Annotated in this window: 12 protein-coding genes; 11 read left to right on the top strand and 1 reads right to left on the bottom strand. The window is 72.6% G+C overall.

Features of this window, described 5'->3' with window-relative positions; genetic code table 11:
- Positions 1-38 precede the first annotated feature (38 nt).
- The 5 genes from AIIKEEIJ_RS22115 to prcA all read left to right on the top strand — a co-directional run bounded on the left by AIIKEEIJ_RS22115 (position 39) and on the right by prcA (position 3,952).
- Complete coding sequence (locus AIIKEEIJ_RS22115; RefSeq protein ID WP_029543758.1) at positions 39-479, top strand: nitroreductase family deazaflavin-dependent oxidoreductase; 441 nt, start codon at positions 39-41, stop codon at positions 477-479.
- Between the two features lie 10 nt (positions 480-489).
- Complete coding sequence (gene dop / locus AIIKEEIJ_RS22110; RefSeq protein ID WP_006931182.1) at positions 490-1,983, top strand: depupylase/deamidase Dop; 1,494 nt, start codon at positions 490-492, stop codon at positions 1,981-1,983.
- A gap of 138 nt (positions 1,984-2,121) precedes the next feature.
- The gene (locus AIIKEEIJ_RS22105) at positions 2,122-2,313 is read left to right on the top strand and encodes a ubiquitin-like protein Pup (RefSeq protein WP_003937722.1); all 192 of its coding nucleotides are present in this window, start codon (positions 2,122-2,124) and stop codon (positions 2,311-2,313) included.
- Complete coding sequence (gene prcB, locus AIIKEEIJ_RS22100; protein ID WP_006931184.1) at positions 2,310-3,176, top strand: proteasome subunit beta; 867 nt, start codon at positions 2,310-2,312, stop codon at positions 3,174-3,176. The genes AIIKEEIJ_RS22105 and prcB overlap by 4 nt, the downstream gene beginning before the upstream one ends.
- Positions 3,173-3,952 (top strand): proteasome subunit alpha, encoded by a 780-nt coding sequence (gene prcA / locus AIIKEEIJ_RS22095; RefSeq protein ID WP_006931185.1) that lies wholly within the window; start codon positions 3,173-3,175, stop codon positions 3,950-3,952. Before prcB ends, prcA begins: the two co-directional genes overlap by 4 nt.
- Here prcA and AIIKEEIJ_RS22090 read toward each other — a convergent pair.
- Positions 3,940-5,481 (bottom strand): phosphatase PAP2 family protein, encoded by a 1,542-nt coding sequence (locus tag AIIKEEIJ_RS22090; RefSeq protein ID WP_161996567.1) that lies wholly within the window; start codon positions 5,479-5,481, stop codon positions 3,940-3,942. The genes prcA and AIIKEEIJ_RS22090 overlap by 13 nt on opposite strands.
- Positions 5,482-5,512: 31 nt before the next feature.
- Between AIIKEEIJ_RS22090 and pafA the strand changes: the two genes are divergently transcribed.
- The 6 genes from pafA (at position 5,513) to AIIKEEIJ_RS22060 (ending at position 13,141) form a co-directional block, all read left to right on the top strand.
- Positions 5,513-6,871 carry a Pup--protein ligase gene (gene pafA, locus AIIKEEIJ_RS22085; RefSeq protein ID WP_006931187.1) on the top strand — a complete coding sequence of 453 codons (1,359 nt, stop codon included), beginning with the start codon at positions 5,513-5,515 and terminating at the stop codon, positions 6,869-6,871.
- A 66-nt stretch (positions 6,872-6,937) separates the two neighbouring features.
- The gene (locus AIIKEEIJ_RS22080) at positions 6,938-8,029 is read left to right on the top strand and encodes a helix-turn-helix transcriptional regulator (RefSeq protein ID WP_084648631.1); all 1,092 of its coding nucleotides are present in this window, start codon (positions 6,938-6,940) and stop codon (positions 8,027-8,029) included.
- Complete coding sequence (locus tag AIIKEEIJ_RS22075; RefSeq protein WP_050035262.1) at positions 8,026-9,000, top strand: helix-turn-helix transcriptional regulator; 975 nt, start codon at positions 8,026-8,028, stop codon at positions 8,998-9,000. Before AIIKEEIJ_RS22080 ends, AIIKEEIJ_RS22075 begins: the two co-directional genes overlap by 4 nt.
- A 95-nt stretch (positions 9,001-9,095) precedes the next feature.
- On the top strand, positions 9,096-9,356 hold the full coding sequence (gene tatA, locus AIIKEEIJ_RS22070; protein ID WP_006945773.1) for a Sec-independent protein translocase subunit TatA: 261 nt from the start codon (positions 9,096-9,098) through the stop codon (positions 9,354-9,356).
- Positions 9,357-9,442: 86 nt separating this feature from the next.
- Positions 9,443-10,402, top strand: a complete 960-nt coding sequence (tatC, locus tag AIIKEEIJ_RS22065) for a twin-arginine translocase subunit TatC (protein WP_029543765.1) — start codon at positions 9,443-9,445, stop codon at positions 10,400-10,402.
- A 9-nt stretch (positions 10,403-10,411) separates the two neighbouring features.
- Positions 10,412-13,141, top strand: a complete 2,730-nt coding sequence (locus AIIKEEIJ_RS22060; RefSeq protein WP_029543767.1) for a DEAD/DEAH box helicase — start codon at positions 10,412-10,414, stop codon at positions 13,139-13,141.
- Positions 13,142-13,250 lie beyond the last annotated feature (109 nt).

The following is a 13,250-nucleotide window of genomic DNA, read 5'->3' as shown; positions in this document are numbered from 1 at the left end:
CCCCACCGGCGTGCGACGCGACCGGCAGGAGGCTGACCGTGCCGCTGCCCCGCGCCCTGGCCCGGTTCAACAGGGTCGTCACCAACCGGCTCGCCCGGCCGGTGGCCGGACACCTACCGCTGACGGCGGTGATCGAGCACCGCGGCCGGCGTACCGGGCGCCGCTACCGCACCCCGGTGCTGGTGTTCGGTCGCGACGGCGGCTACCGCATCGCCCTGACCTACGGCCCCCGCACCGACTGGGTGCGCAACGTCCTCGCCGCCGGCGGCTGCACCCTGCACACCCGCGGCCGCCGCATCGACCTCGTCGACCCCGTGCTCGGCCGCGACCCGGCCGTGCGGTGGGCGCCGCCCGGCGTCCGCACGGTCCTGCGCGCGACCGGCTCGGTCGAGTATCTCGACGCCGCCGTCGCCCCGTCCGCCGCCCGCCCCGGTCCGCCCGCCCCGCCCGGCCCGGCCGGACCGGCACCGATCACCTAATCTCGACGTCATGCAGCGGATCATCGGCATCGAGGTCGAGTACGGGATCTCCTCACCCAACGAGCCCACAGCGAACCCGATCCTCACGTCCACCCAGGCGGTCCTGGCGTACGCGGCCGCCGAGGGGGTGCCGCGCGCCAAGCGCACCCGCTGGGACTACGAGGTCGAATCCCCGCTGCGCGACGCCCGCGGATTCGACCTGGGCCGCTTCAACGGTCCGGCCCCCGTCATCGACGCCGACGAGGTCGGCGCCGCCAACATGATCCTCACCAACGGCGCCCGGCTGTACGTCGACCACGCCCACCCCGAATACTCGGCGCCGGAGGTCACCGACCCCCTCGACGCGGTGATCTGGGACAAGGCCGGCGAACGGGTGATGGAGGCCGCCGCCCGGCACGCCTCGAGCGTGCCCGGCGCGCCGCGCCTGCAGCTGTACAAGAACAACGTCGACGGCAAGGGTGCCTCGTACGGCACCCACGAGAACTACCTCATGGCCCGCGACACCCCGTTCTCGGCGGTGGTGGCCGGGCTGACCCCGTTCTTCGTCTCCCGGCAGGTGATCACCGGTTCCGGCCGGGTCGGCATCGGCCAGTCCGGCGACGAGGCCGGATTCCAGCTGTCCCAGCGCGCCGACTACATCGAGGTCGAGGTCGGGCTCGAGACCACCCTCAAACGCGGCATCATCAACACCCGCGACGAGCCGCACGCCGACGCCGACAAGTACCGACGCCTGCACGTGATCATCGGCGACGCCAACCTCGCCGAGATGTCGACCTACCTCAAGGTCGGCACCACTGCGCTGGTGCTGGACCTGATCGAGGCCGGGGTGGACCTGTCGGACCTGCAGCTGGCCCGGCCGGTCACCGCCGTGCACCACATCAGCCACGACCCCACGCTGCGCAAGACCGTCGCCCTGACCGACGGCCGTGAGCTGACCGGCCTGGCGTTGCAGCGGATCTACCACGAGCGCGTCGCGAAGTTCCACGACGGCACCGACGACAAGCGGGTGCGCGACATCCTCGACAAGTGGGCGATGATCCTCGACCTGCTCGAACGCGACCCCATGGAGTGCGCGCACCTGCTGGACTGGCCGGCCAAGCTGCGCCTGCTCGAGGGCTTCCGGAACCGGGAGGGCCTGGCGTGGTCGGCGCCGCGGCTGCACCTGGTGGACCTGCAGTACTCCGACGTGCGGCTGGACAAGGGCCTGTACAACCGGCTCGTCGCCCGCGGCTCGATGGAGCGCCTGGTCGCCGAGCAGGATGTGCTCGACGCGGTGCACACCCCGCCGTCGGACACCCGCGCGTTCTTCCGCGGCGAGTGCCTGCGCCGGTTCGGCGCCGACATCGCCGCCGCCAGCTGGGACTCGGTGATCTTCGACCTCGGCGGCGAATCCCTGGTGCGCATCCCCACCCTCGAGCCGCTGCGGGGCAGCCGCGCGCACGTCGGCAAGCTGCTCGACTCGGTGGATTCGGCGGCCCAACTGGTCGACGAACTGACCAGCTGACCCGTCCGGGCGGGCGCGACACGCGCGTAGTCGCGCGGAGTGTCGCATCTGCTCGGTAGGGTGGAGGTCCGAGCAGTCGGAGCTCGCACCGGCCGAGGCCGGAGCGGGCCCCACGAACGAACGAGGAGGTCGACCGCTATGGCTCAGGAGCGGACCACACGCGGTGGCGGAGGCGACGACGACGAGGTCGTCGGCGACGGCGGTGCCGGTCAGGAACGACGCGAGAAGCTCGCGGCCGAGACCGACGACCTGCTCGACGAGATCGACGACGTGCTCGAGGAGAACGCCGAGGACTTCGTGCGTGCGTACGTGCAGAAGGGCGGCCAGTGACAGCGGAGCGTTCGCCGATCCCGTTCCCCGTCCACCCGCCGCGCATGCCGTTCGGTTCCCCGCTGTCCTCGTTCTCCGACCACTTGCGCATGCATGCGCCGGAACTGCTGCCGGAGAACCGTCCCGGGCTGCGGGGCGCCGACGCGGACATCGCCCCGCACGGCACCACGATCGTCGCCGTGACGTTCGCCGGCGGCGTGCTCATCGCCGGTGACCGGCGCGCCACCATGGGCAACATGGTCGCCAGCCGCGACGTGGAGAAGGTGTTCGTCACCGACAGCTACTCCGCGGCCGGTATCGCCGGCACCGCCGGCCTGGCCATCGAACTCGTGCGCCTGTTCGCGGTCGAGCTCGAACACTACGAGAAGATCGAGGGTGTGCCGCTGACCTTCGACGGCAAGGCCAACCGGCTGTCGTCGATGGTGCGCGGCAACCTCGGGGCCGCGATGCAGGGCCTGGCGGTGGTGCCGCTGCTGGTCGGCTACGACCTCGAGGCCCCGGAACCGCAGCGCGCCGGCCGGATCGTGTCCTACGACGTGGTCGGGGGCCGCTACGAGGAGCGCGCCGGCTACCACGCGGTGGGCTCGGGATCGCTGTTCGCCAAGTCGTCGCTGAAGAAGCTCTACCGCGCCGACGCCGACGAGGCGGCCGCGCTGCGCACCGTCGTCGAGGCGCTCTACGACGCGGCCGACGACGACACCGCCACCGGCGGCCCGGACACCACCCGCGGCATCTATCCCACCGCGGTGGTCATCACCGCCGACGGCGCCACCGAGGTGCCGGAGCAGACCTTGTCGGCGCTGGCCCGCACCGTGGTCGCGGACCGCACCGTCGCCGAGCACGGGCAGGGAGGTGCGCAGTGACGCTGCCGTACTATGCGTCCGCCGAGCAGATCATGCGCGATCGCTCGGAACTGGCGCGCAAGGGCATCGCGCGGGGCCGCAGCGTGGTCGTGCTGATCTACGCCGACGGGGTGGTGTTCGTTGCCGAGAACCCGTCGAAGGCGCTGCACAAGGTCAGCGAGCTCTACGACCGCATCGGGTTCGCGGCGGTCGGCAAGTACAACGAGTTCGAGAACCTGCGGCGCGCCGGGATCGTGCACGCCGACATGCGCGGCTACTCCTACGACCGGCGCGACGTGACCGTGCGGTCGCTGGCCAACGCGTACGCGCAGACCCTGGGCACCATCTTCACCGAGCAGCCCAAGCCGTACGAGGTGGAGATCTGCGTCGCCGAGGTCGGCCGCGCCGACTCCGCCGACACCGCGCAGCTGTATCGCATCACCTACGACGGCTCGATCGTCGACGAACCGCAGTTCGTGGTGATGGGCGGGCACACCGAACCCATCGCCACCGCCCTGCGCGAGTCGTACCGGCCGGGTCTGTCCCTCGCGGAGGCGGTGCAGGTCGCGGTGCAGGCGCTGCAGCAGGTGCCCGCCGCCGGGGCCGAGATCGGCACCCGGGTGCTCGGCCGCGCCGAGCTCGAGGTGGCGGTGCTCGAGAAGCCGCGCCCGCGTCGCGCGTTCCGCCGCATCACCGGCGCCGCGCTCGACCAGTTGCTGCCCGGCACCGGCGAGCGGTCCGGCGACGACACCGGCACCACCGGGCCGGACGGGTCGGGGCCCGTTCAGGGTTCCTGATCGAGGGGCCGGTAGAGGGTGAGCTCGCCGGGGACGCTGCGGAACTCGAACAGCGCGCCCTCGGCGAGCACCTCACCGTCGGTGGCCAGGGCGACCCGGCCGCTGCGCACCCGCACCGACAGCGCCGGCGCTTCGCGCCGCACGTGGATCGGGGATCCGGCGAGGCTGCCGGTGACCGCGGCCGCGAGCAGCCGGGTCCGCGACCAGTGCAGGTCGGCCCGCAGATACCGCACGTCCAGGGTGCCGGTGTCGATGCGGGGCCGTGACATCGGCACCCGGTCGTCCGGCGCGTACCGGCCGCTGCCGACGAACAGCAACCACACCGCGGTGGGCACCCCGTCCAGCGACACCCGCAGCGGGCTCGCGGTCGCGAGGACCGCGGCCAGCGCCGCCGCCGCGGCCGGCCACTTGCCGATCCTCGGCTCCCACCGCTCACGCAGCCGCACCGAGTCCGGATAGCCGCCCACGCTGGCGGTGTTGACGAACACGTGTCCACCCCGGTCGGCACCGTCCGGGCCGGACCGATCGGCACCGTCCGGGCCGGTGCCGTCCACCCACACCCGGCCGAGGTCGACCCGTAGCGCCTGCCCCCGCTCGACCGCGCGCACGGTCTGCTCCAGGTCGAGCAGCCCGGCGTCGCGGGCGAAGTGGTTCAGGGTGCCGCCCGGGAACACCGCCAGCGGCAGCCCGTGCGCGACGGCCGCGCTCGCCGCGGCTCGCACGGTGCCGTCCCCGCCGTGGACGCCGAGCGCTGCGGGGGTGTGCTCGGCGACGAACCGGTCCAGCTGGGCGGTGAACTCCTCGTCCGGGTCGAGGGTGACCACCCGTGCCTGGGGCAGCGCCGCCGCGATCACGCCCGCGTCGTCGTCGCGGCCGGCGCCGGGGTTGACCAGCACCAGCAGGTCCCGGCCCTGCGGCAGGGCCGGGGCCGGGCCGGGCGGGCCCAGCCGGGCGGGCTCGTCGGGGCGCACCGCCCACCAGCGGCGCGTGGCCAGGGCCACCGCCGCACCGACGGCGACGCCGGTGACCACGTCGGCCGGCCAGTGCACCCCGGTGTGTACCCGGGAGTAGGCGACCGCCGCGGCCACCGGCGCGAGCAACGCCCCCGTCACCGGGGATTCGAGGGCCATCCCGGTGGTGAACGCCGCCGCCGACGCCGAATGCCCGGACGGGAACGACGACGAGCGCGGCGTCGGCAGCGAGCGGCGCAGCGGGCCGTCCTGCCGGGCCGGGGGCCGGCGGCGCGGCAGCAGCGGCTTGAGCACCCCGTTGGCCAGGGCACTGGCCCCGGCCAGCGCCAGCATGCCGCGGACGGCGCCGCGGCGGGGCCGGCCGCCGATCGCGGCGCACGCCGCCGCGCAGCCCATCCACAGCCGACCGTGGTCGGCGGCGCGGCTCAGGCCCCGCAGCACGGGGTCGGCGGGGGAGGGACGCAGGGCGGCGCTGCCGGCGAACAGGGACCGGTCCAGGCGCGTCAGCGGGGCGGGAGCGAAGATCACGGGTACAACCGTAATCTCGTTGCGGCTCATGCTCGGTGGTTCCGCGCGGTACTGTCGAAGTGTGCAGCGACGAATCATGGGCATCGAGACGGAGTTCGGCGTCACGTGCACCTTCCACGGGCACCGGCGGCTGAGCCCCGACGAGGTCGCCCGGTATCTGTTCCGTCGGGTGGTGTCCTGGGGCCGCAGCTCGAACGTGTTCCTCCGCAACGGGGCGCGCCTGTACCTGGACGTGGGTTCGCACCCGGAGTACGCGACCGCCGAATGTGACGACCTTCTCCAGCTCGTCGAGCACGACCACGCCGGGGAGCGGGTGCTCGAGGAATTGCTGATCGACGCCGAACAGCGCCTCGCCGAGGAAGGCATCGGCGGCGACATCTACCTGTTCAAGAACAACACCGACTCGGCCGGCAACTCCTACGGCTGCCACGAGAACTACCTCGTGGTGCGGGCCGGGGAGTTCTCCCGCATCTCGGACGTGCTGCTGCCGTTCCTGGTGACGCGGCAGCTGATCTGCGGCGCCGGGAAGGTGCTGCAGACCCCCAAGGCCGCGACCTACTGCCTGTCGCAGCGCGCCGAGCACATCTGGGAGGGCGTGTCGTCGGCGACCACCCGGTCCCGGCCGATCATCAACACCCGCGACGAGCCGCACGCCGACGCCGAGAAGTACCGGCGGCTGCACGTGATCGTCGGCGACTCGAACATGTCCGAGCCCACCACGATGCTCAAGGTCGGCTCCGCGTCGCTGGTGCTCGAGATGATCGAGGCCGGCGTGGCGTTCCGCGACTTCGCCCTCGACAACCCGATCCGGGCCATCCGGGAGGTCAGCCACGACCTGACCGGGCGGCGGCCGGTGCGCCTGGCCGGGGGCCGGCAGGCCAGCGCCCTCGACATCCAGCGCGAGTACCACGGCCGGGCGGTGGAGTACCTGCGCACCCGCGAACCCGATCCGCACGTCGAGCAGGTGGTGGATCTGTGGGGCCGGGTGCTCGACGCGGTCGAGTCGCAGGACTTCGCGAAGGTGGACACCGAGATCGACTGGGTGATCAAACGCAAGTTGTTCCAGCGCTATCAGGACCGCTACGACCTGGAGCTGTCCGACCCGAAGATCGCCCAGCTGGATCTGGCGTACCACGACATCAAGCGCGGGCGCGGGGTGTTCGATCTGCTCCAGCGCAAGGGGCTGGCGGCGCGGCTGACCGACGACGAGTCCGTCGACGCGGCCGTGCACACCCCGCCGCAGACCACCCGGGCGAAGCTGCGCGGCGACTTCATCGCCGCCGCGCAGGACGCCGGCCGGGACTTCACCGTCGACTGGGTGCACCTCAAGCTCAACGACCAGGCGCAGCGCACGGTGCTGTGCAAGGACCCGTTCCGCTCCGTCGACGAGCGCGTCGAACGGCTCATCGCCTCGATGTAGCGTGCCGCGGGTCGTCCGCGTCCGGTAACCGGGTCGGCCGGCGGGCGGGGGATTAGGCTGCACCGCGTGGCGAATTCCAAAGTCGAGCGGCTGGTGAACCTGGTCATCTGCCTGCTGTCCACCCGCCAGTTCCTCACCGCCGAGAAGATCCGCGCCTCCGTCGCCGGATACGACGAATCGGGCAGCGACGAAGCGTTCAGCCGCATGTTCGAACGCGACAAGAACGAGCTGCGCGACCTGGGCATCCCGCTCGAGACCGGCATGCCGTCGCGGTTCTCCACCGTCGAGGGCTACCGCATCAACCGCGACGCCTACGAACTGCCCGAGATCGAGCTGACCAGCGCCGAGGCGGCCGCCGTCGCGGTGGCGGCGGCACTGTGGGAGTCGCCGGAGCTCACCTCCGCGGCGCAGGGCGCGCTGCTCAAGCTGCGCGCCGCGGGGGTGCAGGTCGATGCCGACCCGGCGGGCGCGATCACCGCGATGCCGACCCGCAGCCGCGGCTCCGAGCCGGTGCTGGGGCAGGTGCTCGCCGCCGTCGACACGCGCCGCGCGGTGCGCTTCCGGCACCGCAGTTCCCCGACCGACCCGTGGACCGAGCGCACCGTCGAACCGTGGGGCGTGGTCACCGTGCACGGCCGCTGGTACCTGGTGGGGTTCGACCGGGACCGGGGGGCGCCGCGCACCTTCCGGCTCTCCCGCATCGACGACGACGTCACCGCGTTCGGCCCCGCCGGGGCCGTGCGGATCCCCGACGGGGTGGACCTGCGGGCACACGCCCTGACCGCCACCACCTCCGGCGACGTGACCGGGCACGCCCGCGTATGGGTCGCGGACGGGCGCGCGTTCGAACTGCGCCGGCTCGGCACCGAGCACGAGCGCCGCGCGGTCGGCGACCGTCCCGGCACCGTCCTCGACGTGCCGGTGCGGTCGTGGGAGTGGATCGGGCGGGTGATCGCCGGGCAGGGCGCCGACGCGCTGGTGCTCGACCCGCCGGAACTGCGCGCGGAGGTGCGCCGCATCCTCACCCGGGTGCTGGCCACCACCACGACGGCCACCGTCGGTGCCGTCTCGAACAGCGGCGGCGGTGCCGTCTCGAACAGCGGCGGCGGTGCCGTCTCGAACAGCGGCGGCGGTGCCGACCGGGGGGAGAGCCGATGAGCACACGACTGTCCGGGCGGTTGACCCGGCTGCTGAACCTGGTGCCGTACTTCACGGCCCATCCGGGGATCAGCGCCGCCGAGGCCGCCCGCGATCTCGGGGTCACCCCGAAACAGATCATGGACGACCTGAACCAGCTGTGGGTGTGCGGGCTGCCCGGCTACGGTCCCGGCGACCTGATCGACCTCTCGTTCTCCGAGGACAGCATCGTCGTCACCTTCACCGCCGGGATCGACCGGCCGTTGCGGCTGACGTCCACCGAGGCCACGGCGCTGCTGGTGGCGTTGCGGTCGCTGGTGGAGATGCCCGGCGTGGTCGACCCCACCGCGGCGCTCGGGGCGATCGCGAAGATCGAGGCCGCCGCCGGCACCGCGGCCGCCGCCGACCGCACGCCCGCCCCCGCGCAGCCCGTCGCCGAGGATCCGGTCGCGGCGACCGTGCGCTCGGCGGTGCAGCACCGCCGGGTGCTGCACCTGACCTACTACTCGGCCTCCCGCGATGCGGTGTCCGAACGCGACGTCGATCCGATCCGGATCGTGCTGGTCGGCGAACACACCTACCTGCAGGCCTGGTGCCGGGCCGCCGAAGGGGTGCGGCTGTTCCGGTTCGACCGCATCGACGCCGCCACCGAACTCGACGAACCGGCGGACCCGCCCGAACGGGCGCTGCGCGAGGACGACCACCTCGACCTGTTCGCCGGCGACCCGACGCTGCCGGCGGCCCGGTTGCGGATCGACCCCGGCTACGGGTGGCTGCTCGACTACTACCCGCTGACCGACGTGCGGGTGCACGACGACGGGGTCATCGACGCGGTGATGCACTACGCGTCGCTGGACTGGATGGCGCGGTTGACCGTCGGCCTCGGCGCGGGGGTCAGTGTGCTGGGTCCGCCGGAGCTGGTCGCGGCGGTGCGGGACCGGGCGCAGGCCGCCCTGGCCGCGTACGACGCCCCCGCCGGGAACGGGCTGTGAACCTGCTCCGAACTCGTCGTGAACGCCCCTGTGCGGCGCGCCGTTGCAGGGTCGGTCCGGTAGCATCGACGCCAGCAGATCAGTGGAGGTTGATAATGGGTGCAATGAGCCCCTGGCACTGGGCCATCGTCGCGATCGTCGTGATCATCCTGTTCGGTTCGAAGAAGCTGCCCGACGCGGCCCGCGGTCTCGGCCGGTCGCTGCGCATCTTCAAGAGCGAGGTCAAGGAGATGCAGAACGACGACGCGCGCCCCGCGCAGCAGCAGGCTCCGAGCCCGTTGCCGCCGGCCCAGCCGGCCCCGGCCCCCGTGGAGCCGCAGCCGCAGACGCCGCAGCCCGAATCACGTTCGGCCTGACCGTATTTCCCTGACCGGGGCATCCGTGCGGATGTCCCGGTCCTCCGCTGATCCCGGCGGCCGTGACAGGAGCTGAGAACCGCACCGTGCGCATCCCGTTCGATCCGCGTCGAAGCCGGCGCAAGACCAATCCCGACGGCACCATGTCGCTGGTCGAGCACCTCTACGAACTGCGCACCCGCCTGCTCATCGCCCTCGCCGCCGTGGTGCTCACCACGATCGTCGGGTTCGTCTGGTACAGCGCCGGCCTGTTCGGGCTCCCGAGCCTCGGCGAGATCCTGCGCGGCCCCTACTGTGATCTGCCGGCGTCCGCGCGCGCCGACATCAGCGCCGACGACAGCTGCCGGCTGCTCGCCACGGGACCGTTCGAACAGTTCATGCTGCGGCTGAAGGTGGCGCTGACCGCGGGCATCGTGCTGGCCTGCCCGATCTGGCTGTACGAGCTGTGGGCGTTCATCACCCCCGGCCTGTATGCCAAGGAACGCCGTTACGCGATCGGCTTCGTCGTCTCCGGCGCGGTGCTGTTCGTCGCCGGCGCGGTCCTGGCCTACCTGGTGGTCTCGCACGCGTTGTCGTTCCTGCTCACCGTCGGTAACGACGTGCAGGTCACCGCGTTGTCGGGCTCGGAGTACTTCGGGTTCATCATCAACCTGCTCGTGATCTTCGGGGTGTCCTTCGAGATTCCCCTGGTCATCGTCGCGCTCAACGCCGTCGGGGTGCTCAGCTACGCCAAGCTCAAGTCGTGGCGGCGGGGGCTGATCATGGCGATGTTCGTCTTCGCCGCCATCGCCACGCCCGGCCAGGACCCGTTCTCGATGCTGGCGCTGGCCGCGGCCCTGACCCTGCTGCTCGAACTCGCCATCCAGCTCGCCCGCCTCAACGACAGGCGCCGCGCCCGCCGCGACCGGGAACAGGGCTGGGGCGACCTCGACGACGACGAGAGCTCCCCGATCACGGCACCCACCCCGGTGCCCGCGCCCACCTCGACGGTGCCGCCCGGCCCCACGGCCCGGCCCGCGCCGCCCGACTACTCCGACACCCTCTAGCCGCCGCCTGTGACCGACTCCACCGACACCGGATCCACCGCGACCGCGCTGCCGCCCCGGCTCGCCGAATTCGCCGCCGAGCTGTCCTTCCCGCTCGATCCGTTCCAGGTGCAGGCCTGCCGCGCCCTCGAGGGCGGGCACGGCGTGCTCGTGTGCGCCCCCACCGGCGCCGGCAAGACCGTCGTCGGTGAGTTCGCCGTGCACCTGGCGCTGCGCGCCGGCAGCAAGTGCTTCTACACCACCCCGATCAAGGCGTTGAGCAACCAGAAGTACGCCGATCTCGTCGCCCGCTACGGCAAGGCCTCGGTCGGCCTGCTCACCGGCGATCAGTCCGTCAACCCGGATGCCCCGGTGGTGGTGATGACCACCGAGGTGCTGCGCAACATGCTCTACGCCTCCTCGACCACCCTGATCGGGCTGACCCACGTGGTGATGGACGAGGTGCACTTCCTCGCCGACCGGTTCCGCGGCGCGGTGTGGGAGGAGGTCATCCTGCACCTGCCCGAGGACGTGCGCCTGGTCAGCCTGTCCGCCACCGTCTCCAACGCCGAGGAGTTCGGCGACTGGATGGAGACCGTGCGCGGCGACACCACCGTCGTCGTCGACGAGGTGCGGCCCATCCCGCTGCACCAGCACGTCATGGTCGGCCCCCGCATCTTCGACCTGTTCGAATCCACCGCGCACCCGGACGCCGCGGACGGCACCGGCCGCCGCGGCGTCGTGGTCAACCGCGAACTCGTCGAGCAGGTGCGCCGCCGCGCCGCCCTCGACTCGACCGGCCGGTGGGGCGGTCCGCGCGGGCGCATCGGGTTCCGGCCGCTGCCGCGTCCGGAGGTCGTCGCCCGCCTCGACCGGGAGGGGCTGTTGCCGGCGATCACCTTCGTGTTCAGCCGTGCCGGCTGCGACGCCGCCGTCGGCCAGTGCCTGCGCGCCGGTCTGCACCTGGCCTCCGACGCCGAGACCGCGCAGATCCGGGCCATCGTCGACGAACACACCGGCGACCTGCCGCGCGCCGACCTCGAGGTGCTCGGCTTCCGGGAGTGGCGCGCCGCCCTCGAACGCGGCATCGCCGCCCACCACGCCGGCATGCTCCCGGCCTTCCGGCACACCGTCGAGGACCTGTTCGTCCGCGGCCTGGTGCGGGCGGTGTTCGCCACCGAAACCCTCGCCCTGGGCATCAACATGCCGGCCCGCACCGTGGTGCTCGAGAAGCTGGTCAAGTACAACGGCGAAACCCACGCCGAGCTCACCCCCGGCGAGTACACCCAGCTCACCGGGCGGGCCGGGCGCCGCGGCATCGACGTCGAGGGCCACGCGGTGGTGCTGTGGCAGCCGGGCCTCGAGCCCGCCGACGTCGCCGGGCTCGCCTCCACCCGCACCTTCCCGCTGCGCAGCTCGTTCCGCCCGTCGTACAACATGGCGGTCAACCTGATCGACGCGGTCGGCGCCGAGCACTCCCGGGCGCTGCTCGAACGGTCCTTCGCCCAGTTCCAGGCGGACAAGTCGGTCGTCGGCCTGACCCGCGGCATCGAACGCAACGAGAAGGCCCTCGCCAAGCTCCGCGATCAGCTCGGCGGCGAGGACGGCGACATCATCGACTACCTGCAGCTGCGTGAGGAACTCACCCAGCTCGAACGGCGACGCGAACGCCAGGCCCGGCAGGACCGCCGGCAGGCCGCGGTCGCGTCGCTGCTCGCGCTGCGCCGCGGCGACATCGTCGCCATCCCCGGCGGCCGGCGCACCGGACTGGCCGTCGTCCTCGAAACCGACACCGACGTCACCGACCCCCGGCCCCTGGTGGTCACCGCGGACGCCTGGTCCGGGCGGGTCTCGGCCGCGGACTTCCCGGCACCGGCCACCGCGCTCGGCAAGCTCCGGCTGCCCCGGCACGCCGACGCCCGCACCGCCCGGGCCCGCCGTGACCTCGCGTCGGCGCTGCGCAGCACCGGGATTTCCGCGCCGCGCCGCCCCAAGCACGCCAAGAACGGCGACACCCGCGAGATCGACGACCTGCGGCGACGCCTGCGCCGGCACCCGGCCCACCAGCATCCCGACCTCGAGCGCCTCGCCCGGCTCGGGGAACGCTACAACCGGCTCGGCCGGGAGGTCGCACAGATGCGCCGCCAGTCCGCGGCCACCACCAACTCCCTCGCTCGCACCTTCGAGCGGATCGTCGCGTTGCTGACCGAGCGGGGCTACCTCACCGCCGGCGACGACCCGTCGACCACCGAGGCGGGGGAGCGGCTCGCCCGCATCTACAGCGAGAGCGACCTGCTCGTCGCCGAATGCCTGCGCCACGGCGTGTGGGCGGGACTCTCGCCCGCCGAGCTCGCCGCGGTGGTCTCGGCGGTGGTGTACGAGGCGCGCGTCGAGGAGGGCGCCACCGAGTACGGGCCCACCGGGCCGCTGCGCCGCGCGCTCGCCGACACCGTCCGCCTGTGCGGGCAGCTGCGCGCCGACGAGGTTCGCTTCAAGCTGCCCCCCACCCGCGAACCGGATCCCGGGTTCGTCGATGCCATCTACACGTGGGTGAGCACCCAGTCGTTGACGGAGGCCCTGATCGCCGCCGGGGCCGCCGGACGCGACCTGTCGGCGGGCGACTTCGTGCGCTGGTGCCGGCAGGTGATCGATCTGCTCGACCAGATCCGCACCGGCGCGGTCGACCCTCAGATCGCGAAGACCGCCGCCCGGGCGATCGGCGCGATCCGGCGCGGTGTCGTCGCGGTCGATGCGGCGTGACGACACCGCGTGTGGTTTGATACGCGCGCTGCCACACGGCTTTCTCGTGGTGGGTGGGGCGCTACGGCTACGGTAATTGGACACAGCGAAGGCAGGTGGAGGCGACAAT

The sequence above is a fragment of the Rhodococcus sp. YH1 genome (assembly GCF_009939605.1).
In the GTDB taxonomy this organism is placed as follows: domain Bacteria; phylum Actinomycetota; class Actinomycetes; order Mycobacteriales; family Mycobacteriaceae; genus Rhodococcus; species Rhodococcus aetherivorans.
This window is presented reverse-complemented; position numbering and strand designations above follow the sequence as displayed.

Coding starts and splice junctions, on each gene's coding strand:
- dop (WP_006931182.1), top strand. CDS start 490: ATGCAGCGGATCATCGGCATCGAGGTCGAGTACGGGATCTCCTCACCC.
- AIIKEEIJ_RS22105 (WP_003937722.1), top strand. CDS start 2,122: ATGGCTCAGGAGCGGACCACACGCGGTGGCGGAGGCGACGACGACGAG.
- AIIKEEIJ_RS22090 (WP_161996567.1), bottom strand. CDS start 5,481: ATGAGCCGCAACGAGATTACGGTTGTACCCGTGATCTTCGCTCCCGCC.
- AIIKEEIJ_RS22075 (WP_050035262.1), top strand. CDS start 8,026: ATGAGCACACGACTGTCCGGGCGGTTGACCCGGCTGCTGAACCTGGTG.
- tatA (WP_006945773.1), top strand. CDS start 9,096: ATGGGTGCAATGAGCCCCTGGCACTGGGCCATCGTCGCGATCGTCGTG.